Raw genomic sequence first — 26,937 nt, 5'->3', positions numbered from 1 at the left:
TGGCTCGCGTCCGAGCGGCCGCCGCTGGCGACTTCGTCGCGGACGCGGCGGCCGCTCGGACGCGAGCCGGGCCGCGAACGGGCAATGCTCGGTCTCGCTCCGCTCGGAATCGGGGGCGGGGGGCAGCGCGGTATTGATCGTCCGCGCTGTGCTTAATTTGCAGTGCCTTCGGCGCTGCAAATCAAACACAGCTCAGTCCGGTCCGCCGCCACCGGCCTGTGGTGGTGGGATGCGGACGACGCGGTCGTCGAACGGACCCGGCTGTCCGTCGGTCTTGTTGACCGTGGCCACCCAGACGGTGCCGTCGGCGCCGGCCGCCGCGCCGCCGAGCTGCCCGTACTTGTCCTGCGCCAGCAAGGTCGGCGCCGCGGTGACCGCATGGGTGTTCGGATCGGCGGCCGCGATGGCGAGGGCCTTCGCGCGGGTCAGCGAGATCGCGACACCGTCGACGGCCGCCGCGCAACCGGCGACACCGGGCCGGTCGGGCCAGGTCCACGCGGTGGTGACCGCGCCTGCGCCGTCGACCCGCTGCAGCCGGTCCTCGGTGGGGGTGCGGTCGGTGATCCAGATGCTGTCCGCACCGGCGTGGCACACGTCCCCGACGATCCCGATGCCCGAGACGGCGATCTCGGGAGCCGGCGTACGGCCTGCCGCCGGAGAGTTCACGCGCAGCAGTTTGCCCGCGAGCGAGGATGTGGATGCCGCGGCGCCCGGGTCGCCCGCGTTCCCGGTCAGCACGAGCATCTGGTCGGGCGAGGCGAACTCGATCGCGCCACGATTTCCGCTGGAGCCCTTCGGGATTCCGGTCAGAATGTCCTTCGGCGGGCCACCCTCCGCGATGCGGACCACCCGGTTGTCGCCAGCGGTGGTGATGTAGGCGTACATCAGCCCGTCTTCGCGGTAGGTGGGGGAGAGCGCGATATCGCTCAGCCCGCCGTCGGTCGAACCGTCCACGTCCAGTTCGGCGATCTCCACCGGTGGTTGCTCCGGGACCACCTTCAGGATGCGTCCGGTCCGTCGCTCGGCGACCAAGGCGCCGTCGCCGAGGGTGACCAGACCGCCGGTGGTGTCCAGGCAGGTCGCCACCACCGCAGGGTCCGGATCGATGCACGGCCCGCTCGGCCGGGTGGTCGAGGTGGGGGGCTGGCTCGGTTTCTTCGGGTCGATCTCGGCCCCGTGCAGCGTCGGTTCCGGGGTGAACGGGCTGGACGCCGAATCGTCGAACCGGGCGCAACCGGTCAGCAGGGCGGAGCCGAGCGCCAAGCTCGCCGCGACGCGGCCCACGACAACCAAACTCATAGCTCAGACGTTACGGAAATACCGGCACGCGCGCCCCCTCCGGGTGGCTGTTGCGCGCGCACTGACACGCCGTGCCGTACACACGCCCCGCGGTAGCGCCCCGCGGCATAGGGTATTGGCCGTGACCGACAAGCCGAAAGACACACCCGAACCTTCGCGGGTCGATGGCGCCACGCCGTCCACGGCCGAGCAGTCGGCGGTGTCGTCCACCGGTCGAGGAGTGAGCAGCCCGTTCGATTCGCCGACCGAGCAGTTCCCTCAGGTGGATCCGTCCAATCGCCCCACGCTCACCAAGGATGTCCCGCGCACCGACGACGAACTCGGGCTCGACCCGGAGGTTCCGACACCGGGCGAAAGCGCCAAGGCGCCCGCGTCCTACGGGTACGCGAGCATCCCGCCTGCCGCGAAGCCGCCGAACGACACCGGCAGGCTGCGTCGCCGCACCAGCGAGAACCGCCGTGGCACACTCGATCTCGGCTTGTTCCTGCTGCGGTTGGTCGTCGGCGGTACCTTCCTCTACCACGGGCTGCAGAAGCTCGCCGGCTGGTTCCACGGCCCCGGCCTGGACGGCACCCGCGACATGATGGAGCGCGGCGGCTGGGACCATCCGACGGTGTCGACCATCCTGGTCACGGCCGGCGAAGTCGGCGGCGGCGCGCTGCTCGTCCTCGGCCTGGCGACGCCGCTGGCCGCGGGCGCGGTCCTCGCGGTGATCCTGGACGCATGGGCTTGGAAGCAGGGCATGGCCCCCGGATTCCAGTACAAGGCGGGCCCCGGCTCGGTCGAGCTGGAAAGCATCCTCGCGGGCATCTCCGCCGTCATCATTCTGACCGGCCCCGGCCGCTGGTCCTTCGACCGCAACCGCGGCTGGGCTACCCGCCCCTCCGCGGGCTCCTTCGTCGTCCTCCTGCTCGCCATCGCCGCCGCGGCAGGCACCTACTGGTACCTCCACGGCGGCAATCCACTCATCGGCATCCGCTAGTCCGCCTCTCCACGTATCTTCGCGGGTCGTGAGTGCCTCGACAGTTACGATCCGGGCCGGGAGAGCTGAGCCGGGCTGTTCACAGTGAAGGCCATGGAAGCGGTGAAGAGCGTGGATGTACAGCCGTGCGCGACTCCCCGGGGTAAGAGGGGCGGAACGTTCGGAAGGTGGCGGCGGGAACCGGGGGAGGCTCTCCCCGGCCGAGACGCACTGCGAATTTTGCGTGGAAAGGCTTGTCCTATAACCGGTGTGGAGCCGGGAAATGGATCGGGTGCCGGGAGGGGATCGGAGGCGGTTGTAGTACCGATCGAGCCGACCGGACAACATAGCCGCCGCCCGAACAGATCATCCAGCCCAAGCCACCCACGCAGCCAGATCCCAGCGCACTCCTGTGATCCGGGCGGATTCGACAGCGACTCGCTATGGCGCGCTCGGCAGGGCACACCCGAACATGGCGGCGACGACCAGCGGGTTCTCGCTGGCCAGCTCGGTATCAAAGGCGATTTCGCACTGTCGGGCGGCTGATGCGGCCGGTGTGCCGCCGGGTAAATTTCGAACCCCTCAGATGCGGGTAGGGGTTCATGTCGGTTCTGTACGGCTTGGCGGCTGACCTGGAGCGCGGTGACGAAATCGCAGGACCCGAGGTTGGGGCCGAGCGCATCGGCGACGGGTAGGGTCCCTTGCACCTCGGCCGGTCCGATCTCGGTGAGCACAGTGCCAGATCGGATTCCGTTGCGGAAGTGCGTGTTCCGTGACCAGCCGGATTATTCTCTCATAACCTATGTGCTCGCGCATTTCAGCCTCGACAGCGGTTTCGAGCAGGTGCGGCCAGTCAGACCAAAGTCGGATCCGCCATTTGTCGGACGGTCCCTGTCCGGACATGCTGGGGGATTCGACGTGGACATTTGGTTGTCCAGTGGTTGCTTTCTGGTTGTCGGTGTGTTCAGTAGTCGGCCGCACTGCGGTGCGTTTTGTCGGAAATCGCGTGCAGGACAGCGATGACGGGATTGCGGCACGGCTGATGGTCCGGTGGTGGAGCGCGGTGTGCCGACCGCGCTTGTGCAGCGGTGGGAGTTGGCTGTGCGCCGGGCGGAGGGGTCGGCAAGTTCGCCGAGCACACGAAGTCTCCGAGCAGGTCGAGGGTCGGCCACGACTGCTGCATGGAACAGGTTTCACACAGTGAGTGAAGCGGACGTCGTAGTCGGGCGCAGTGCGCCGACCTGTTCCCTATCTGATCTTTCGATGCGATAGTAGATGAGGAAGGCAAGCTGTCGAGTCGGAAGAATGCAGAACGGCACCTCCGGAGTGGGGTGTCGCGCGAGTCACGAACGCTCTACCACCATGCGGGAGTGCGATAATGACTGCATCGGAATCGTTTCCGGTTTCGTCCGCGCAGAAGGCGCTGTGGCTGGCGCAGAAGTTGGTGCCAAGCCTGTCGAACAATATTTCCGGGCATTTGGATATTTCCGGCCCGATTGATCCTCTGGTTATGGATGCCGCGTTGCGGCGGACATTCGGTGAGGCGCGCACTTTGCAAGTTAATTTCGTGGACGACGTCAGTGGCCCTCGGCAGGTGGCGCGTGATTGCAGCCGGTGGAATCCGTTCTTCAGCGATGTCAGTGGCGCCGCAGACTCCGAATCCGCGGCGCGGAAATCGATGGCCGATCTAGTCGATCAACCGTTCGACCTCGAGCGGGACACGCTGTATAGGGCGGGATTGATCAAGCTCGGCGAGTCTCGATTCTTCGTGTTCTTGATGTTTCACCACATCGTGGTAGATGGGTTCGGTGCCTACATTATCGCGCGTCGAATCGGAGAAGTGTATACGGCATTGAAGAAGCGGATTCCGGTCCCGGACGCTGGATTTGGTGGACCGGAGTTGATCAGTAGTGAAGATGCGGACTACCGAAACTCTGATCTTTTCCTGGAGGACCGGGAATTCTGGCGCAACTACACGTCATCGTTGCCGGAGCCGATTCACCTGCCGGCGAGTCCGAGTTCGTCTGCTCCAGTGACTTTACATCATGGTCTGACGGTTTCGGGCGACGATACTGCTGCATGGCTGGCGGCGGCGAATGCATTAGGAGTGCCGGTGCCGGGTTTCCTGGCAGCTGCGGTAGCTGGTTTCTTTCACCGTCTGTCGGGTGCGCCGGAATTCATTCTGCGGTTCGCGGTGGCAAATCGAGTCGGCGCCGCAAGTCGTACGCCGGGCTTGGTGTCGAATGCGGTGCCGTTACGCGTGCGGGTTGCGCCGGGGTCGCGCTTCGCGGAGATCGCCGATGATGTTCGCGGCGAGATTCGCTCCATCTTGCGACATTCCCGCTATCAGGGTTCCGATATTCGGAGTGATATCCGACTCTCAGGATCTGCCAAGAATCCGTTCGGTCCGATTCTGAACATCATTCCATTCTTTGGGTCCATAGATTTCGTCGGTAGTCCCGCTTTTATTCGCGGGGTGTCATTCGGCCCGAATGATGATCTATCCATTTCGATTTACTATATCGGTAGCAGTGGCAATGGTTTGCATATCGAAATCGACGGAAATGGTCTTCTGTACAGCAGTGAGGATTTGAAGCTTTATTCCGAACAGCTGATGGCATTTTTTCAGGCAGTGGTGGCGGATCCAGGGCGGCGGCTCGATCGGCTCGCTTTGCTGGACGGGGCCGAGGGTCGGCGAGTGTTGGAGGGGTGGAACGAGACGGTGGCGCCGGTTCCGGCGGTGACGGTGCCGGAGTTGTTCGGGGAGCAGGTGGGCGCTCGGCCGGAGGCGGTGGCGTTGAGCAGTGGGGGGCAGCGGTGGACCTACCGGCAGGTCGATGCCTGGGCGAACCGGTTGGCGCGGGTGTTGATCGGGCGTGGTGTGGGTCCGGAGTCGGTGGTCGCGGTCGCGTTGCCGCGCTCGCCGGAACTGGTGATCGCGTTGCTGGCGGTCCTCAAATCCGGTGGCGCGTACCTGCCGATCGACCCGAATTATCCGAGTGAGCGGACCGGGTTCATCCTCACCGACGCCGCCCCGGTGCTGGTGTTGACCGACGCGGCGACCGCGGCCGTGCTGGCGCCCACCGACCTGGAATTGCTGTATCTGGACACGCTCGGTATCGACGGTGCTGGTGCTGGTGCTGGTGATATGGATGCTGGTGAGTTCACCGATGCGGAGCGGGTGGCCCGGCTGTGTCCGGAGCATCTGGCGTATGTGATGTATACCTCCGGGTCGACCGGGGTCCCGAAAGGGGTGGCGATCTGCCACTACAACGTGATCAACCTGGTGTTCCACGGGTGGCCGACCAGCGGGCGTGAGCGGATGCTGATGTCCTCGTCGCTGGGGTTCGACGCGTCGGCGTATGAGATGTGGACGGCGTTGCTTTCCGGTAGCGAGCTGGTGATCGCCCCGCCAGGGCCGGCGGACCCGGCGATGCTCGAGCGGCTGGTGACCGAGCATCGGGTGACGTCGCTGTTCGTGGCGACCCCCATGTTTCACCTGCTGGCGGATCCGTCCGCGGAGCACACGCAGATGTGGGACGGGGTGCAACAGGTAGTCACCGGCGGGGACGCGCTCTCCCCGGTCGCGGTGGACCGGTTCCGTCATGCTTATCCCGAGGTCGGGGTGGTCAACGCGTACGGGCCGACCGAGACCACGGTGTGCGCCACCCGATACTCGGTGCCCGAATCCGACGAGTCGGGTGGGGTGTCGGTGTCGATCGGGTCGCCGATCGGGAACGCGCGGGTGTTCGTGGTGGATGCGGGGTTGCAGCCGGTGCCGGTGGGGGTAGCGGGGGAGTTGTATATCGCTGGTTCCGGGGTGGGCCGGGGGTATCGAGGCCGTTCGGGATTGACCGCGCAGCGGTTCGTGGCCTGCCCGTTCGACGGTCGCGGCGATCGGATGTATCGGACCGGGGACCTGGTGCGGTGGGATACCGGTGGCCGGTTGGAGTTCGTGGGGCGTGTGGACGAACAGGTCAAGATCCGTGGGTTCCGAATCGAGCCGGGAGAGATCGAAGCGGTGCTGACGGCACATCCACAGGTATCGCAGGCGGTGGTGGTCGCCCGCGACAGCGGGGCCGATGGCGCGGTGCTGGACAAGCAGTTGGTGGGGTATGTGGTGCTCGACCGGGAAGCGAGCCTGGCGCGGGAAGACGCGCGGGAAACAGAGCTGGTAGGGCAATGGCGGCGAGTGTATGACGACTTGTACTCGGGGGAACAGGCTTATGTCCGAGCACAGACCGATACCGACAACGCGACCGGTTCCCACCAGAATGTGGTGGGATTCGGGGAAGACTTTTCGGGCTGGAACTCCAGCTACACCGGTCAGCCGATCCCGCTCGAGCAGATGCGGGCATGGCGGGCAGCGGCGGTAGAACGGATTCGCGGGTTGCGGCCACGGCGGGTCCTCGAGATCGGGGTCGGGTCGGGATTGTTGCTGTCTGGGCTGGCACCGGACTGCGAAGAGTATTGGGCGACGGATTTCTCGACACCGACGATCGAGGCACTGCAGGCCGGGGTGGAATATCAGCCGTGGGCGGGACGGGTGCGGTTACGGGTGCAGTCGGCGGATGTGGTCGAGGGGCTGCCACACGACTATTTCGACACGGTGGTGCTGAACTCGGTGGTGCAGTACTTCCCGAACGCGGCGTACCTGCTTGACGTGCTCGGTAAGGCACTACCGTTGCTGACCCCGGGCGGTGCCCTGTTCATCGGGGACGTGCGGAACTTGGCGTTGCTGCCAGAGTTCACCACCGGCGTGCAGTGCGCTCGCGCTGACGAGGTAGCCACCGCGGCGATGGTGCGTGAACGGGTGCGCCGAGAGGTACTCGCGCAGCGGGAGTTGATGCTGGCACCGGAGTTCTTCACCGCCCTGCCACAGCATCTTCCCGATATCGGGGCAGTGGACATCCAGCTCAAGGACATAGACGCGGTCAACGAACTCGGCCGGTACCGGTATGAGGTGGTGCTACGTAAGGCGCCGGTAATGGTGCGGTCGCTGGCCGCGGCACCGGTAAGGCCGTGGGAACAGTTCAAGGGCTTGGCAGAAGTCAGGGAGTATCTGCGTACCGAACATCCCGAACGGATCCGGATCAGCGGGATCCCGCACGCCGGGCTGGCACCCGACATCGCCGCCGCACGCGCTCTCGACCACGCCGTCGATCGCACCCCGATAAGTGACCTGCTCGACAAGACCGCCCCGACCGTGGATGCCATAGCACCACAAGACTGCCGTCTACTCGGACACGATCTGGGGTACGCGGTACTCCTGACCTGGTCCCCGGCCACAGGATCGATCGACGCGATCTACACCGACACCGACACCGACACCGACACGGCAGTGCCCGAGGTGTTCTCCGAGGTGTATCTGCCCGCCGGCCCGCTGGGTTCCCTGGCCGGATACGTCAACGATCCCGGCGCGACCAGCCGAGTGGCCCAGATGCGTGGGTTTGTGGCCGAGCGGTTGCCGGAGTACATGGTGCCTGCCGCGATCGTGGCCTTGGATCGGTTGCCGTTGACCCCGTCCGGGAAGTTGGATCGGCGGGCGTTGCCGGCACCGGAGTTCACCGGTGAGGCCTACCGGGCACCCTCGACACCGGTGGAAGAAGCCGTCGCGGCCGTGTTCGCCGAAGTCCTCGGTGTGGCACGGGTCGGTGTCGATGACAACTTCTTCGATCTGGGTGGTGATTCGTTGACCGCGACCCGGCTGGTGGCCCGGGTCAATACGGCTCTTGATACCGAGATCGGGGTGTGGACGGTATTCGAATCCCCGACGGTGGCGGGGTTGGTGGGTTGGATTGTTGGGGTTGGGGTTGGGGTTGGGGTTGGTGGTCGGCGGCGGCCGGTGTTGGTGGCGGGGCAGCGTCCGCAGCGGGTGCCGGTGTCGTGGGCCCAGCAGCGGATGTGGTTTATCAATCAGTTCGATACGACGTCCCCGGCTTACAACGTTCCGGTGGCGATCCGGTTGACCGGTGAGTTGGATGTGGCCGCGTTGGCGGCGGCTCTGGGTGATGTGCTGGCGCGGCATGAAGCACTACGCACGGTGTTCCCGGATTCCGGAGACGGCCCGGTCCAGGTGATCGTGCCGGCGGGGGAAGTGCTACCGGATCTGACACCGTGCGATGTGGTCGAGCAGACGCGGCTGGATGAGTTCCTGGTAGGGGTGGCCTCGGCCGGGTTCGATGTCACTACCGAGGTTCCGGTGCGGGCGCGGTTGTTCCGGTTGGCGCCGGATGTGCATGTGCTGGCGTTGGTGGTGCATCACATAGCGGCGGATGGGATATCGATGACACCGCTGGCGCGGGATGTGGGGGCTGCTTACGCGGCCCGCTCGGCAGGACAAGCCCCGGGGTGGACACCGTTGGCGGTGCAATACGCCGATTACACGTTGTGGCAGCGGGAATGGCTGGGTTCGGAACAAGACCCCGACAGTCCGGCAGCGCGGGAACTCGGGTACTGGCGCCGCGTTCTGGCGGGAGCACCGCAGGTGCTGGCGTTACCGACCGATCGGCCGCGCCCGGCGCAACGGTCGCTGCGTGGTGCGGTGGAGGAATTCGGTATCACCGCGCGGTGTCACCGCGGGCTGGTTTCGCTGGCCCGCGAACATCACGCGTCGTTGTTCATGACGATGCATGCAGCGTTGGCGGTGTTACTGGCGCGGTTGTCGGGCAGTGACGACATCACGATAGGGACAGCGATCGCCGGCCGGGGCGAGGCAGTACTCGATGACGTGGTGGGGATGTTCGTCAACACCCTGGTGTTACGCACCCGGGTCGAGGGCGGATCGAGTTTCTCGGATCTGCTCGAACATACACGGGAAACGGATCTGGGCGCGTTCGGTCATGCCGAAGTGCCGTTCGAGCGGGTGGTCGACGAGCTGGCTCCGGTCCGGTCCGCAGCACACGCACCGTTGTTCCAGGTGGTGTTGGAGTTCCAGAACACCGGGTCGGTGGAGTTGGAGTGGCCGGGATTGTCGGTGCAGGTAGTGGGGATCGAGGTAGGAGTCTCGAAATTCGATGTGCAGTTGAGCCTCGCCGAGGAATTCGGGAACGACGGTATCCCCACCGGCATGCACGGGGCCTTCACCTACGCCACGGATCTGTTCGACGCGGCGACGGTACACACGTTCATCGACCGGTTCCTGCGCATCCTGGACGCGGTGACCGCGGACCCGGCGGTAGCGGTGGGCGATATCGACATCCTCGAAACCACAGAGCGTCAAGCACTGACACCGGTCCGGGGGAACGCGGGTGGGTCGGTGCGGACCCTGCCGGAGATCTTCACCGATACCGCGGCGGTGGACCCGGACGCGGCAGCGGTGTCCTACCAGGGTGTGGAGGTGTCGTATCGGGAGCTGGATCAGCGTTCGAACCGGTTGGCGCGGTGGTTGATCGATCATGGTGCGGGCCCGGAATCGTTCGTCGCGATCGGGATGGCACGGTCGCTGGAATCGGTGTTGTCGGTGTGGGCGGTAGCCAAGACCGGTGCCGGGTTCCTCCCGGTCGATCCCGGCTATCCCACCGACCGGATCACCCGGATGCTCACCGATTCCGGTGCCGTGACCGGGGTCACCACCGCACGCGAGCACGACAGGCTCCCCGACACCATCGACTGGCTGATCCTCGACGACCCCGCCATACAGGACACCTACACACGATGCCCGGCCACCACGGTGACCGACACCGACCGGACCGCGCCGCTGTCGCCGGACAATGTCGCCTACCTGATCTACACCTCCGGGTCCACCGGTGTGCCCAAGGGTGTGCCCATCACCCACCGCGGAGTGGACAACTTCGCGGCCGAGCTACACGATCGCTGCACGGTCATGCCGGTCTCGCGGGTGTTGCATTTCTCCTCTCCGAGTTTCGATGCGTCGATTCTCGAGTATCTGATGGCCTTCGGTGCCGGGGCACGGTTGGTGATCGCGGCGCCGGCAATACGCGGCGGGGCGGAACTGGCCGAGGTACTGGCCACCGAACACATCACGCACGGGTTCCTCACCCCGACCGTGTTGAGCACGGTCGATCCGGCCGGTCTCGACGGGTTCGCCGATATCGTGACCGGTGGTGAAGCGTGTCCACCGGACCTGGTGACCCGCTGGGCGCCGCGACGGCGGTTGTTCGACGCGTACGGGCCGACCGAGACCACCATCATGTCCAACATCAGCGGCCCGATGACCCCCGGCGGACCGGTGACGGTCGGCGGGCCGGTCCGCGGGGTCCGCGAGGTCGTCCTGGATGGGTGGCTGCGGCCGGTACCGGTCGGGGTGGTCGGTGAGCTCTATGTTTCCGGGCCGGGTGTGGCTCGTGGCTACCACGGTCGTGCGGGATCGAGCGCGGCACGGTTCGTGGCCGATCCCTACGCGGGCTCGGGTGGGCGAATGTATCGGACAGGGGACGTGGTCCGGTGGACCCGGGACGGGGAACTGGAGTTCGTGGGACGCAACGACTTCCAAGTGAAAATACGTGGATTCCGGATCGAGCTCGGCGAGATCGATGCCGTCCTGACCACCGATCCCGCGGTCGGTTTCGCTGCCACGCTGGCGCGTACCGGCCCGTCGGGAGAAACCACACTGGTGTCGTATGTGCACCCGGACAACGGACAGATCGACGTGCCCGGCCTGAAAACCCTTCTCGGGCGCACCCTGCCCGGCTACATGATGCCAACAGCGGTGATCGTCCTCGACGAGATCCCGCTGGCCCCCACCGGGAAACTCGACCGGCAGGCGCTACCGACACCGGACTTCGGTGCGTTGAGTGGTTCGGGTCGGGCACCCTCGACGTCGGTGGAGGTGGTGTTGGCGGGGTTGTTCGCTGAGGTGTTGGGGGTCGAGTCGGTAGGGGCGGAGGACTCGTTCTTCGCGCTGGGTGGTGACAGCATCATGTCGATCCAGTTGGTGGCGCGGGCGAAAGCCGCGGGAGTGGTTTTCTCCCCGCAAGAAGTCTTCGAACGTAAGACCGTCGCCGGGCTGGCCCAGACCGCGACACAAACCAGGACCGGACCGGTCCTGGCCGAGTTGCCCGGCGGCGGGATCGGTGAGATCCCGGTGACACCGATCGTGGCATGGCTACTCGACCAGGGCAGCGGCGACGGTTTCGACCGGTTCTCACAAACAGTGCTGCTGTCACTACCGACCGGGATCGACCAAGACAGTCTGACCCGGACGATACAAGCAGTGGTCGACCGCCACGACATGCTCCGAGCCCGGCTCCACCACAGCACCGACACCGACACCGACACCAGGGTTGGGGCCGACACCGACACCGACACCAGGGTTGGGGCCGACACCGACACCAGGGCCGACGCCAGGGCCGACGCCGACGCCGATGCCGATGCCGATGCCGATGATGCCGGGGTTGGGGCGGGGGTTGTTGGGGCGGGGGTTGTTGGTGCGGGGGTTGGGTGGGGGTTTGTGGTGGGGCCGGTGGGGTCGGTGTCGGTGGCGGGGTTGATTCGGCGGGTGCCGGTGGCGGGGGTGGTGGGTGATGGGTTTTCGGGGGTGGTGGCTGCGGAGTTGGATGCTGCGGTGGGTCGGTTGGATCCGGTGGCGGGGGTGGTGTTGCAGGTGGTGTGGTTCGACCCTGGTGTGGGTTCGGGTGTGGGTGGCCGGTTGTTGGTGGTGGCGCATCATGTGGTGATCGATGGGGTGTCGTGGCGGATTCTGGTGGCGGATCTGGCGGCGGCGTGGGCTCGGATCCAGACCGGTCGCGATCCCGAGGTGACCGTGTCGGGGACCTCGATGCGCCGGTGGGCGTATGGGTTGGTCGAGGCCGCGCACACGGTGGAGCGGGTCGGGGAACTGGATCTGTGGCAGGGCATGCTGAGCGGGCCTGATCCGGTGCTGGGAACGCGGGGGCTGGACCCGGTCCGCGATACCGCTACGAGCATCGACACGGTCGTGGTGGACGTGCCGGTAGAGGTGAGCGAGACCTTGCTGACGACAGTGCCGGAAAAGTTCCACGGCAGTGTCGATGACGGGTTGCTGACCGCGTTGGCGATCGCGGTGATCCGGTGGCGACACGATCGGGGTATCGAGACCGGGCAGGTCCTGGTCGGTGTCGAGGGCCACGGCCGGGTAGAACAGGCCGTCCCCGGAGCGGACCTGTCGGGCACGGTGGGCTGGTTCACCACCCTGTTCCCGCTACGCATAGACCTGTCCGAGATCGAGATGGATGAGATACCGGCCGCAGGCCCGGCCGCAGCCGCGGCACTCAAAACAGTCAAAGAACAACTACGCGCGGTCCCCGACCACGGGATCGGTTACGGGTTACTGCGTTACCTCAACACCGACACCCGGCCGGTACTGAACTCGCTACCGACCCCACAGATCGGTTTCAACTACCTGGGCCGGTTGACCACCACCACCACCACCGCCGCCACCACCACCGCCACCACCACCGCCACCGCCACCGCCGCCACCGCCACCGCCACCACCACCGCCGCCGCCGCTACTACTGGTTCGGGGGGGATGCCGGGGTGGGTTCCGGTCGGTGATGCGGGTGTGGGTGTTACCGGTCGTCGGGAGTTGTCGCCGGTGGTGGCGGTCGATATCAATGCCGCGGTCATCGATACCCCGGCGGGGCCGGTACTGCGGGCGGGGTTCTGCTTCCCGTCCGGGGTCCTGACCACCGGCGAGGTCAGCGAGCTGGCAGGGGGGTGGGTTACGGCGTTGACCGCGTTGAGTGTGCACGCGAGCGGACCGGGTGCTGGTGGGCACACACCGTCGGATCTGGAATTGGTGTGTGTGGACCAGTCGGGGATCGAGGCGCTCGAACAGCGGTTCCCGGGGTTGGTCGAGGTGTGGCCGTTGGCGCCGCTGCAGGCGGGGTTGCTGTTTCATGCGTTGCTGGCCGAGGAATCGGTGGATGCGTATCTGGTGCAGTTGGTGCTGGAGTTGGGTGGGGTGGTGTCGCTGCCACGGTTACGGGCCGCGGCGGAGGGTTTGTTGGCGCGGCACCCGAACCTGCGGGCGGGGTTCGTTCCCGACACCGAGGGCAGGTTCGTGCAGGTCGTGCCCGACCGGGTCGAGGTGGCGGTGCGTGTGGTCGATTTGACCGGTATCGCCGAAACCGGTCGCGAGGCCGCACTCGAGGAACTCTTGACAATCGACTCGGTCACTTCTTTCGACATGGCCGACCCGCCACTGCTACGGCTGATGCTGGTCACGGTCCGGGCGGGTGAGTATCGGCTGGTGTGGACCAATCATCATGTCCTGCTCGACGGCTGGTCCACACCGCTGCTGATCCGGGAACTGTTACTGCTCTACGCCACCGGCGGGGACGCCACGGCCCTGCCGCGGGTACACCCGTATCGGGAGTATCTGGCGTGGCTGGGTGCCCGCGACAGTGCACAGTCACAGGCGGTGTGGATGGCGGCCCTGGCCGGGGTGACCGAACCGACCCTGCTCGCCCCGGCCGGGCGGGGCCGGCTGTTGTCGCGGTTCCCCTGCGAGACACGAGTGGACCTGAGCGTGGCGCAGACCAGGACACTCACCGCCACCGCCCGCGACCTCGAGGTGACGGTGAACACGATGGTGCAGGTCGGGTGGGGCATCGTGGTGGGGGCGTTGACCTCTCGTGAGGACGTGGTGTTCGGTGGGATCGTTTCGGGGCGCCCGGCCCAGATCCCGGGTATCGAAGAGATGATCGGGTTGTTCATCAACACAATCCCGGTCCGGATCACGCTGGACTACCGCGACACCCTCGCTACCCTGCTCACACGAGTCCAGGCCGAGCAGGCCGCGTTACTCGACCACCACTACCTCGGGTTGAGCCAGATCCAGCAGGCCGCCGGCCCGGGCGCGAGGTTCGACACCGTGACCGTGTTCGAGTCCTACCCCATCGAGCGGGCCGGGCTGAGCGAGGCCACCGACCTGGCCGGGGTCCGGGTGAACGCGATACACGGACACGACGCCACCCACTACCCCCTCGCCCTGGCCGCATCGAGTGATACCCGACTACACCTGACCATCAAATACCTCCCCGAACTCTTCGAACCCGCCACGATCGAGTCGATCCTGACCCACCTCACCCGGGTCCTCGACGCGATCACCGCCGACCTCGACCTGCCGCTGGCGCGGCTGGGGCTGCTTTCCGCGGCCGAGTACCGCCGACTGGTCCCGGTCCGGGGGAACGCGGGTGGGTCGGTGCGGACCCTGCCGGAGATCTTCACCGATACCGCGGCGGTGGACCCGGACGCGGCAGCGGTGTCCTACCAGGGTGTGGAGGTGTCGTATCGGGAGCTGGATCAGCGTTCGAACCGGTTGGCGCGGTGGTTGATCGATCATGGTGCGGGCCCGGAATCGTTCGTCGCGATCGGGATGGCACGGTCGCTGGAATCGGTGTTGTCGGTGTGGGCGGTAGCCAAGACCGGTGCCGGGTTCCTCCCGGTCGATCCCGGCTATCCCACCGACCGGATCACCCGGATGCTCACCGATTCCGGTGCCGTGACCGGGGTCACCACCGCACGCGAGCACGACAGGCTCCCCGACACCATCGACTGGCTGATCCTCGACGACCCCGCCATACAGGACACCTACACACGATGCCCGGCCACCACGGTGACCGACACCGACCGGACCGCGCCGCTGTCGCCGGACAATGTCGCCTACCTGATCTACACCTCCGGGTCCACCGGTGTGCCCAAGGGTGTGCCCATCACCCACCGCGGAGTGGACAACTTCGCGGCCGAGCTACACGATCGCTGCACGGTCATGCCGGTCTCGCGGGTGTTGCATTTCTCCTCTCCGAGTTTCGATGCGTCGATTCTCGAGTATCTGATGGCCTTCGGTGCCGGGGCACGGTTGGTGATCGCGGCGCCGGCAATACGCGGCGGGGCGGAACTGGCCGAGGTACTGGCCACCGAACACATCACGCACGGGTTCCTCACCCCGACCGTGTTGAGCACGGTCGATCCGGCCGGTCTCGACGGGTTCGCCGATATCGTGACCGGTGGTGAAGCGTGTCCACCGGACCTGGTGACCCGCTGGGCGCCGCGACGGCGGTTGTTCGACGGATACGGGCCGACCGAGACCACCATCATGTCCAACATCAGCGGCCCGATGACCCCCGGCGGACCGGTGACGGTCGGCGGGCCGGTCCGCGGGGTCCGCGAGGTCGTCCTGGATGGGTGGCTGCGGCCGATACCGGTCGGGGTGGTCGGTGAGCTCTATGTTTCCGGGCCGGGTGTGGCTCGTGGCTACCACGGTCGTGCGGGATCGAGCGCGGCACGGTTCGTGGCCGATCCCTACGCGGGCTCGGGTGGGCGAATGTATCGGACAGGGGACGTGGTCCGGTGGACCCGGGACGGGGAACTGGAGTTCGTGGGACGCAACGACTTCCAAGTGAAAATACGTGGATTCCGGATCGAGCTCGGCGAGATCGATGCCGTCCTGACCACCGATCCCGCGGTCGGTTTCGCTGCCACGCTGGCGCGTACCGGCCCGTCGGGAGAAACCACACTGGTGTCGTATGTGCACCCGGACAACGGACAGATCGACGTGCCCGGCCTGAAAACCCTTCTCGGGCGCACCCTGCCCGGCTACATGATGCCAACAGCGGTGATCGTCCTCGACGAGATCCCGCTGGCCCCCACCGGGAAACTCGACCGGCAGGCGCTACCAACACCGGAGTTCACCAGCCAGACATACCAGGCACCCACCACACCAACAGAAGAAGCCATCACCAACATATACGCCGAAATCCTCGGCATCACACCCGTCGGAATCGACGACAACTTCTTCGACCTGGGTGGGCATTCGTTGACCGCGACCAGAGTAGTCAGCCGGATCCGGTCTGTGCTGGGGGTGGAGGTACCGATCCGGGTGATCTTCGAATCCCCGACGGTGGCGGGGTTGGTGGGTTGGATTGCTGGGGTTGGGGTTGGGGTTGGTGGTCGGCGGCGGCCGGTGTTGGTGGCGGGGCAGCGTCCGCAGCGGGTGCCGGTGTCGTGGGCCCAGCAGCGGATGTGGTTTATCAATCAGTTCGATACGACGTCCCCGGCTTACAACGTTCCGGTGGCGATCCGGTTGACCGGTGAGTTGGATGTGGCCGCGTTGGCGGCGGCTCTGGGTGATGTGCTGGCGCGGCATGAAGCACTACGCACGGTGTTCCCGGATTCCGGAGACGGCCCGGTCCAGGTGATCGTGCCGGCGGGGGAAGTGCTACCGGATCTGACACCGTGCGATGTGGTCGAGCAGACGCGGCTGGATGAGTTCCTGGTAGGGGTGGCCTCGGCCGGGTTCGATGTCACTACCGAGGTTCCGGTGCGGGCGCGGTTGTTCCGGTTGGCGCCGGATGTGCATGTGCTGGCGTTGGTGGTGCATCACATAGCGGCGGATGGGATATCGATGACACCGCTGGCGCGGGATGTGGGGGCTGCTTACGCGGCCCGCTCGGCAGGACAAGCCCCGGGGTGGACACCGTTGGCGGTGCAATACGCCGATTACACGTTGTGGCAGCGGGAATGGCTGGGTTCGGAACAAGACCCCGACAGTCCGGCAGCGCGGGAACTCGGGTACTGGCGCCGCGTTCTGGCGGGAGCACCGCAGGTGCTGGCGTTACCGACCGATCGGCCGCGCCCGGCGCAACGGTCGCTGCGTGGTGCGGTGGAGGAATTCGGTATCACCGCGCGGTGTCACCGCGGGCTGGTTTCGCTGGCCCGCGAACATCACGCGTCGTTGTTCATGACGATGCATGCAGCGTTGGCGGTGTTACTGGCGCGGTTGTCGGGCAGTGACGACATCACGATAGGGACAGCGATCGCCGGCCGGGGCGAGGCAGTACTCGATGACGTGGTGGGGATGTTCGTCAACACCCTGGTGTTACGCACCCGGGTCGAGGGCGGATCGAGTTTCTCGGATCTGCTCGAACATACACGGGAAACGGATCTGGGCGCGTTCGGTCATGCCGAAGTGCCGTTCGAGCGGGTGGTCGACGAGCTGGCTCCGGTCCGGTCCGCAGCACACGCACCGTTGTTCCAGGTGGTGTTGGAGTTCCAGAACACCGGGTCGGTGGAGTTGGAGTGGCCGGGATTGTCGGTGCAGGTAGTGGGGATCGAGGTAGGAGTCTCGAAATTCGATGTGCAGTTGAGCCTCGCCGAGGAATTCGGGAACGACGGTATCCCCACCGGCATGCACGGGGCCTTCACCTACGCCACGGATCTGTTCGACGCGGCGACGGTACACACGTTCATCGACCGGTTCCTGCGCATCCTGGACGCGGTGACCGCGGACCCGGCGGTAGCGGTGGGCGATATCGACATCCTCGAAACCACAGAGCGTCAAGCACTGACACCGGTCCGGGGGAACGCGGGTGGGTCGGTGCGGACCCTGCCGGAGATCTTCACCGATACCGCGGCGGTGGACCCGGACGCGGCAGCGGTGTCCTACCAGGGTGTGGAGGTGTCGTATCGGGAGCTGGATCAGCGTTCGAACCGGTTGGCGCGGTGGTTGATCGATCATGGTGCGGGCCCGGAATCGTTCGTCGCGATCGGGATGGCACGGTCGCTGGAATCGGTGTTGTCGGTGTGGGCGGTAGCCAAGACCGGTGCCGGGTTCCTCCCGGTCGATCCCGGCTATCCCACCGACCGGATCACCCGGATGCTCACCGATTCCGGTGCCGTGACCGGGGTCACCACCGCACGCGAGCACGACAGGCTCCCCGACACCATCGACTGGCTGATCCTCGACGACCCCGCCATACAGGACACCTACACACGATGCCCGGCCACCACGGTGACCGACACCGACCGGACCGCGCCGCTGTCGCCGGACAATGTCGCCTACCTGATCTACACCTCCGGGTCCACCGGCACCCCGAAGGGTGTCGTGGTCACCCATCAGGGCCTGGCCGATCTGGCCGCCACGGAAAAACAACACCTCGCCGTCACCGCCGATGCCCGCGTCTCGCATCTGGCCTCACCGAGTTTCGACGCCTCGATCTACGAGATGATCATGGCTTTCGGTGTCGGCGCGAGACTGGTCATCGTCCCACCGACCGTCTACGGCGGCACCGAACTGGCCCGCTTCCTCCGCGATGAGCACATCACCCACACCTTCCTCACTCCTACCGCGCTTGCCACCATCGACCCGACCGGCCTCGACACCCTGCATACCCTCGCCGTCGCTGGCGAAGCCCTCTCTCCCGAACTCGCGGCCCGGTGGGTCCGCGGCCATGACGTGTTCAACGCCTACGGCCCCACAGAGACCACCATCCAAGCCACCATCACCACTGCCCTGCAACCCGGCGAAACCGTCACCATCGGCACCCCCACCACCGGATTCGGTGTCACCGTTCTGGATGGGTGGCTGCGGCCGGTACCGGTCGGGGTGGTCGGTGAGCTCTATGTTTCCGGGCCGGGTGTGGCTCGTGGCTACCACGGTCGTGCGGGATCGAGCGCGGCACGGTTCGTGGCCGATCCCTACGCGGGCTCGGGTGGGCGAATGTATCGGACAGGGGACGTGGTCCGGTGGACCCGGGACGGGGAACTGGAGTTCGTGGGACGCAACGACTTCCAAGTGAAAATACGTGGATTCCGGATCGAGTTGGGGGAGATCGAGTCGGTGTTGTTGCGGCATGAGTCGGTCGCGCAGGTGGTGGTGATGGTTCGCGAGGACGGCGGGGTGGAGCGGTTGGTCGGGTATGTGGTTCCGGTGGCGGGGGTGGAGTTCAACGCGGCGGCGGTGTCGGGGTTCGTGGCGGCGCGGTTGCCGTCGTACATGGTGCCGTCGGCGGTGGTGGTGCTCGACGAGATCCCGGTGGCCCCGTCCGGGAAGTTGGATCGGCGGGCGTTGCCGGCACCGGAGTTCACCGGTGAGGCCTACCGGGCACCCTCGACGTCGGTGGAGGTGGTGTTGGCGGGGTTGTTCGCTGAGGTGTTGGGGGTCGAGTCGGTAGGGGCGGAGGACTCGTTCTTCGCGCTGGGTGGTGACAGCATCATGTCGATCCAGTTGGTGGCGCGGGCGAAAGCCGCGGGAGTGGTTTTCTCCCCGCAAGAAGTCTTCGAACGTAAGACCGTCGCCGGGCTGGCCCAGACCGCGACACAAACCAGGACCGGACCGGTCCTGGCCGAGTTGCCCGGCGGCGGGATCGGTGAGATCCCGGTGACACCGATCGTGGCATGGCTACTCGACCAGGGCAGCGGCGACGGTTTCGACCGGTTCTCACAAACAGTGCTGCTGTCACTACCGACCGGGATCGACCAAGACAGTCTGACCCGGACGATACAAGCAGTGGTCGACCGCCACGACATGCTCCGAGCCCGGCTCCACCACAGCACCGACACCGACACCGACACCAGGGTTGGGGCCGACACCGACACCGACACCAGGGTTGGGGCCGACACCGACACCAGGGCCGACGCCAGGGCCGACGCCGATGCCGATGCCGATGCCGATGATGCCGGGGTTGGGGCGGGGGTTGATGGGGCGGGGGTTGTTGGTGCGGGGGTTGGGTGGGGGTTTGTGGTGGGGCCGGTGGGGTCGGTGTCGGTGGCGGGGTTGATTCGGCGGGTGCCGGTGGCGGGGGTGGTGGGTGATGGGTTTTCGGGGGTGGTGGCTGCGGAGTTGGATGCTGCGGTGGGTCGGTTGGATCCGGTGGCGGGGGTGGTGTTGCAGGTGGTGTGGTTCGACCCTGGTGTGGGTTCGGGTGTGGGTGGCCGGTTGTTGGTGGTGGCGCATCATGTGGTGATCGATGGGGTGTCGTGGCGGATTCTGGTGGCGGATCTGGCGGCGGCGTGGGCTCGGATCCAGACCGGTCGCGATCCCGAGGTGACCGTGTCGGGGACCTCGATGCGCCGGTGGGCGTATGGGTTGGTCGAGGCCGCGCACACGGTGGAGCGGGTCGGGGAACTGGATCTGTGGCAGGGCATGCTGAGCGGGCCTGATCCGGTGCTGGGAACGCGGGGGCTGGACCCGGTCCGCGATACCGCTACGAGCATCGACACGGTCGTGGTGGACGTGCCGGTAGAGGTGAGCGAGACCTTGCTGACGACAGTGCCGGAAAAGTTCCACGGCAGTGTCGATGACGGGTTGCTGACCGCGTTGGCGATCGCGGTGATCCGGTGGCGACACGATCGGGGTATCGAGACCGGGCAGGTCCTGGTCGGTGTCGAGGGCCACGGCCGGGTAGAACAGGCCGTCCCCGGAGCGGACCTGTCGGGCACGGTGGGCTGGTTCACCACCCTGTTCCCGCTACGCATAGACCTGTCCGAGATCGAGATGGATGAGATACCGGCCGCAGGCCCGGCCGCAGCCGCGGCACTCAAAACAGTCAAAGAACAACTACGCGCGGTCCCCGACCACGGGATCGGTTACGGGTTACTGCGTTACCTCAACACCGACACCCGGCCGGTACTGAACTCGCTACCGACCCCACAGATCGGTTTCAACTACCTGGGCCGGTTGACCACCACCACCACCGCCGCCACCACCACCGCCACCACCACCGCCACCGCCACCGCCACCGCCGCCACCACCACCGCCACCACCACCGCCGCCGCCGCTACTACTGGTTCGGGGGGGATGCCGGGGTGGGTTCCGGTCGGTGATGCGGGTGTGGGTGTTACCGGTCGTCGGGAGTTGTCGCCGGTGGTGGCGGTCGATATCAATGCCGCGGTCATCGATACCCCGGCGGGGCCGGTACTGCGGGCGGGGTTCTGCTTCCCGTCCGGGGTCCTGACCACCGGCGAGGTCAGCGAGCTGGCAGGGGGGTGGGTTACGGCGTTGACCGCGTTGAGTGTGCACGCGAGCGGACCGGGTGCTGGTGGGCACACACCGTCGGATCTGGAATTGGTGTGTGTGGACCAGTCGGGGATCGAGGCGCTCGAACAGCGGTTCCCGGGGTTGGTCGAGGTGTGGCCGTTGGCGCCGCTGCAGGCGGGGTTGCTGTTTCATGCGTTGCTGGCCGAGGAATCGGTGGATGCGTATCTGGTGCAGTTGGTGCTGGAGTTGGGTGGGGTGGTGTCGCTGCCACGGTTACGGGCCGCGGCGGAGGGTTTGTTGGCGCGGCACCCGAACCTGCGGGCGGGGTTCGTTCCCGACACCGAGGGCAGGTTCGTGCAGGTCGTGCCCGACCGGGTCGAGGTGGCGGTGCGTGTGGTCGATTTGACCGGTATCGCCGAAACCGGTCGCGAGGCCGCACTCGAGGAACTCTTGACAATCGACTCGGTCACTTCTTTCGACATGGCCGACCCGCCACTGCTACGGCTGATGCTGGTCACGGTCCGGGCGGGTGAGTATCGGCTGGTGTGGACCAATCATCATGTCCTGCTCGACGGCTGGTCCACACCGCTGCTGATCCGGGAACTGTTACTGCTCTACGCCACCGGCGGGGACGCCACGGCCCTGCCGCGGGTACACCCGTATCGGGAGTATCTGGCGTGGCTGGGTGCCCGCGACAGTGCACAGTCACAGGCGGTGTGGATGGCGGCCCTGGCCGGGGTGACCGAACCGACCCTGCTCGCCCCGGCCGGGCGGGGCCGGCTGTTGTCGCGGTTCCCCTGCGAGACACGAGTGGACCTGAGCGTGGCGCAGACCAGGACACTCACCGCCACCGCCCGCGACCTCGAGGTGACGGTGAACACGATGGTGCAGGTCGGGTGGGGCATCGTGGTGGGGGCGTTGACCTCTCGTGAGGACGTGGTGTTCGGTGGGATCGTTTCGGGGCGCCCGGCCCAGATCCCGGGTATCGAAGAGATGATCGGGTTGTTCATCAACACAATCCCGGTCCGGATCACGCTGGACTACCGCGACACCCTCGCTACCCTGCTCACACGAGTCCAGGCCGAGCAGGCCGCGTTACTCGACCACCACTACCTCGGGTTGAGCCAGATCCAGCAGGCCGCCGGCCCGGGCGCGAGGTTCGACACCGTGACCGTGTTCGAGTCCTACCCCATCGAGCGGGCCGGGCTGAGCGAGGCCACCGACCTGGCCGGGGTCCGGGTGAACGCGATACACGGACACGACGCCACCCACTACCCCCTCGCCCTGGCCGCATCGAGTGATACCCGACTACACCTGACCATCAAATACCTCCCCGAACTCTTCGAACCCGCCACGATCGAGTCGATCCTGACCCACCTCACCCGGGTCCTCGACGCGATCACCGCCGACCTCGACCTGCCGCTGGCGCGGCTGGGGCTGCTTTCCGCGGCCGAGTACCGCCGACTGGTCCCGGTCCGGGGGAACGCGGGTGGGTCGGTGCGGACCCTGCCGGAGATCTTCACCGATACCGCGGCGGTGGACCCGGACGCGGCAGCGGTGTCCTACCAGGGTGTGGAGGTGTCGTATCGGGAGCTGGATCAGCGTTCGAACCGGTTGGCGCGGTGGTTGATCGATCATGGTGCGGGCCCGGAATCGTTCGTCGCGATCGGGATGGCACGGTCGCTGGAATCGGTGTTGTCGGTGTGGGCGGTAGCCAAGACCGGTGCCGGGTTCCTCCCGGTCGATCCCGGCTATCCCACCGACCGGATCACCCGGATGCTCACCGATTCCGGTGCCGTGACCGGGGTCACCACCGCACGCGAGCACGACAGGCTCCCCGACACCATCGACTGGCTGATCCTCGACGACCCCGCCATACAGGACACCTACACACGATGCCCGGCCACCACGGTGACCGACACCGACCGGACCGCGCCGCTGTCGCCGGACAATGTCGCCTACCTGATCTACACCTCCGGGTCCACCGGTGTGCCCAAGGGTGTGCCCATCACCCACCGCGGAGTGGACAACTTCGCGGCCGAGCTACACGATCGCTGCACGGTCATGCCGGTCTCGCGGGTGTTGCATTTCTCCTCTCCGAGTTTCGATGCGTCGATTCTCGAGTATCTGATGGCCTTCGGTGCCGGGGCACGGTTGGTGATCGCGGCGCCGGCAATACGCGGCGGGGCGGAACTGGCCGAGGTACTGGCCACCGAACACATCACGCACGGGTTCCTCACCCCGACCGTGTTGAGCACGGTCGATCCGGCCGGTCTCGACGGGTTCGCCGATATCGTGACCGGTGGTGAAGCGTGTCCACCGGACCTGGTGACCCGCTGGGCGCCGCGACGGCGGTTGTTCGACGCGTACGGGCCGACCGAGACCACCATCATGTCCAACATCAGCGGCCCGATGACCCCCGGCGGACCGGTGACGGTCGGCGGGCCGGTCCGCGGGGTCCGCGAGGTCGTCCTGGATGGGTGGCTGCGGCCGATACCGGTCGGGGTGGTCGGTGAGCTCTATGTTTCCGGGCCGGGTGTGGCTCGTGGCTACCACGGTCGTGCGGGATCGAGCGCGGCACGGTTCGTGGCCGATCCCTACGCGGGCTCGGGTGGGCGAATGTATCGGACAGGGGACGTGGTCCGGTGGACCCGGGACGGGGAACTGGAGTTCGTGGGACGCAACGACTTCCAAGTGAAAATACGTGGATTCCGGATCGAGTTGGGGGAGATCGAGTCGGTGTTGTTGCGGCATGAGTCGGTCGCGCAGGTGGTGGTGATGGTTCGCGAGGACGGCGGGGTGGAGCGGTTGGTCGGGTATGTGGTTCCGGTGGCGGGGGTGGAGTTCAACGCGGCGGCGGTGTCGGGGTTCGTGGCGGCGCGGTTGCCGTCGTACATGGTGCCGTCGGCGGTGGTGGTGCTCGACGAGATCCCGGTGGCCCCGTCCGGGAAGTTGGATCGGCGGGCGTTGCCGGCACCGGAGTTCACCGGTGAGGCCTACCGGGCACCCTCGACACCGGTGGAAGAAGCCGTCGCGGCCGTGTTCGCCGAAGTGCTCGGTGTGGCGCGGGTCGGTGTCGATGACAACTTCTTCGATCTGGGTGGTGATTCGTTGACCGCGACCCGGCTGGTGGCCCGGGTCAATACGGCTCTTGATACCGAGATCGGGGTGTGGACGGTATTCGAATCCCCGACGGTGGCGGGGTTGGTGGGTTGGATTGCTGGGGTTGGGGTTGGGGTTGGTGGTCGGCGGCGGCCGGTGTTGGTGGCGGGGCAGCGTCCGCAGCGGGTGCCGGTGTCGTGGGCCCAGCAGCGGATGTGGTTTATCAATCAGTTCGATACGACGTCCCCGGCTTACAACGTTCCGGTGGCGATCCGGTTGACCGGTGAGTTGGATGTGGCCGCGTTGGCGGCGGCTCTGGGTGATGTGCTGGCGCGGCATGAAGCACTACGCACGGTGTTCCCGGATTCCGGAGACGGCCCGGTCCAGGTGATCGTGCCGGCGGGGGAAGTGCTACCGGATCTGACACCGTGCGATGTGGTCGAGCAGACGCGGCTGGATGAGTTCCTGGTAGGGGTGGCCTCGGCCGGGTTCGATGTCACTACCGAGGTTCCGGTGCGGGCGCGGTTGTTCCGGTTGGCGCCGGATGTGCATGTGCTGGCGTTGGTGGTGCATCACATAGCGGCGGATGGGATATCGATGACACCGCTGGCGCGGGATGTGGGGGCTGCTTACGCGGCCCGCTCGGCAGGACAAGCCCCGGGGTGGACACCGTTGGCGGTGCAATACGCCGATTACACGTTGTGGCAGCGGGAATGGCTGGGTTCGGAACAAGACCCCGACAGTCCGGCAGCGCGGGAACTCGGGTACTGGCGCCGCGTTCTGGCGGGAGCACCGCAGGTGCTGGCGTTACCGACCGATCGGCCGCGCCCGGCGCAACGGTCGCTGCGTGGTGCGGTGGAGGAATTCGGTATCACCGCGCGGTGTCACCGCGGGCTGGTTTCGCTGGCCCGCGAACATCACGCGTCGTTGTTCATGACGATGCATGCAGCGTTGGCGGTGTTACTGGCGCGGTTGTCGGGCAGTGACGACATCACGATAGGGACAGCGATCGCCGGCCGGGGCGAGGCAGTACTCGATGACGTGGTGGGGATGTTCGTCAACACCCTGGTGTTACGCACCCGGGTCGAGGGCGGATCGAGTTTCTCGGATCTGCTCGAACATACACGGGAAACGGATCTGGGCGCGTTCGGTCATGCCGAAGTGCCGTTCGAGCGGGTGGTCGACGAGCTGGCTCCGGTCCGGTCCGCAGCACACGCACCGTTGTTCCAGGTGGTGTTGGAGTTCCAGAACACCGGGTCGGTGGAGTTGGAGTGGCCGGGATTGTCGGTGCAGGTAGTGGGGATCGAGGTAGGAGTCTCGAAATTCGATGTGCAGTTGAGCCTCGCCGAGGAATTCGGGAACGACGGTATCCCCACCGGCATGCACGGGGCCTTCACCTACGCCACGGATCTGTTCGACGCGGCGACGGTACACACGTTCATCGACCGGTTCCTGCGCATCCTGGACGCGGTGACCGCGGACCCGGCGGTAGCGGTGGGCGATATCGACATCCTCGAAACCACAGAGCGTCAAGCACTGACACCGGTCCGGGGGAACGCGGGTGGGTCGGTGCGGACCCTGCCGGAGATCTTCACCGATACCGCGGCGGTGGACCCGGACGCGGCAGCGGTGTCCTACCAGGGTGTGGAGGTGTCGTATCGGGAGCTGGATCAGCGTTCGAACCGGTTGGCGCGGTGGTTGATCGATCATGGTGCGGGCCCGGAATCGTTCGTCGCGATCGGGATGGCACGGTCGCTGGAATCGGTGTTGTCGGTGTGGGCGGTAGCCAAGACCGGTGCCGGGTTCCTCCCGGTCGATCCCGGCTATCCCACCGACCGGATCACCCGGATGCTCACCGATTCCGGTGCCGTGACCGGGGTCACCACCGCACGCGAGCACGACAGGCTCCCCGACACCATCGACTGGCTGATCCTCGACGACCCCGCCATACAGGACACCTACACACGATGCCCGGCCACCACGGTGACCGACACCGACCGGACCGCGCCGCTGTCGCCGGACAATGTCGCCTACCTGATCTACACCTCCGGGTCCACCGGCACCCCGAAGGGTGTCGTGGTCACCCATCAGGGCCTGGCCGATCTGGCCGCCACGGAAAAACAACACCTCGCCGTCACCGCCGATGCCCGCGTCTCGCATCTGGCCTCACCGAGTTTCGACGCCTCGATCTACGAGATGATCATGGCTTTCGGTGTCGGCGCGAGACTGGTCATCGTCCCACCGACCGTCTACGGCGGCACCGAACTGGCCCGCTTCCTCCGCGATGAGCACATCACCCACACCTTCCTCACTCCTACCGCGCTTGCCACCATCGACCCGACCGGCCTCGACACCCTGCATACCCTCGCCGTCGCTGGCGAAGCCCTCTCTCCCGAACTCGCGGCCCGGTGGGTCCGCGGCCATGACGTGTTCAACGCCTACGGCCCCACAGAGACCACCATCCAAGCCACCATCACCACTGCCCTGCAACCCGGCGAAACCGTCACCATCGGCACCCCCACCACCGGATTCGGTGTCACCGTTCTGGATGGGTGGCTGCGGCCGGTACCGGTCGGGGTGGTCGGTGAGCTCTATGTTTCCGGGCCGGGTGTGGCTCGTGGCTACCACGGTCGTGCGGGATCGAGCGCGGCACGGTTCGTGGCCGATCCCTACGCGGGCTCGGGTGGGCGAATGTATCGGACAGGGGACGTGGTCCGGTGGACCCGGGACGGGGAACTGGAGTTCGTGGGACGCAACGACTTCCAAGTGAAAATACGTGGATTCCGGATCGAGTTGGGGGAGATCGAGTCGGTGTTGTTGCGGCATGAGTCGGTCGCGCAGGTGGTGGTGATGGTTCGCGAGGACGGCGGGGTGG

At 66.4% G+C, this 26,937-nt stretch carries 3 protein-coding genes (1 of these 3 running past the window's edge); 2 read left to right on the top strand and 1 reads right to left on the bottom strand.

Annotated features, from left to right (window positions below):
* Window positions 1-192: 192 nt before the first annotated feature.
* On the bottom strand, window positions 193-1,299 hold the full coding sequence (locus tag OHB12_RS15590; RefSeq protein ID WP_327120178.1) for a PQQ-dependent sugar dehydrogenase: 1,107 nt from the start codon (window positions 1,297-1,299) through the stop codon (window positions 193-195).
* 121 nt (window positions 1,300-1,420) lie between these two features.
* Between OHB12_RS15590 and OHB12_RS15585 the strand changes: the two genes are divergently transcribed.
* Both OHB12_RS15585 and OHB12_RS15580 read left to right on the top strand, forming a co-directional pair.
* Window positions 1,421-2,281: a DoxX family protein gene (locus OHB12_RS15585; RefSeq protein ID WP_327120176.1), complete on the top strand. Its 861-nt coding sequence runs from the start codon at window positions 1,421-1,423 to the stop codon at window positions 2,279-2,281.
* Window positions 2,282-3,638: 1,357 nt separating this feature from the next.
* Window positions 3,639-26,937, top strand: the 5' portion of a protein-coding gene (locus tag OHB12_RS15580; protein WP_327120174.1) for a non-ribosomal peptide synthase/polyketide synthase. It continues 20,123 nt past the right edge of the window; the window shows 23,299 of its 43,422 coding nt (coding positions 1-23,299); it begins with the start codon at window positions 3,639-3,641; its stop codon lies beyond the right edge, outside the window.

The sequence above is a fragment of the Nocardia sp. NBC_01730 genome, from assembly GCF_035920445.1.
GTDB lineage: Bacteria > Actinomycetota > Actinomycetes > Mycobacteriales > Mycobacteriaceae > Nocardia.
This window is presented reverse-complemented; position numbering and strand designations above follow the sequence as displayed.

Bases quoted from the DNA above. Each gene is read 5' to 3' on its own strand.
- OHB12_RS15590 (WP_327120178.1), bottom strand. From the start codon at position 1,299: ATGAGTTTGGTTGTCGTGGGCCGCGTCGCGGCGAGCTTGGCGCTCGGC.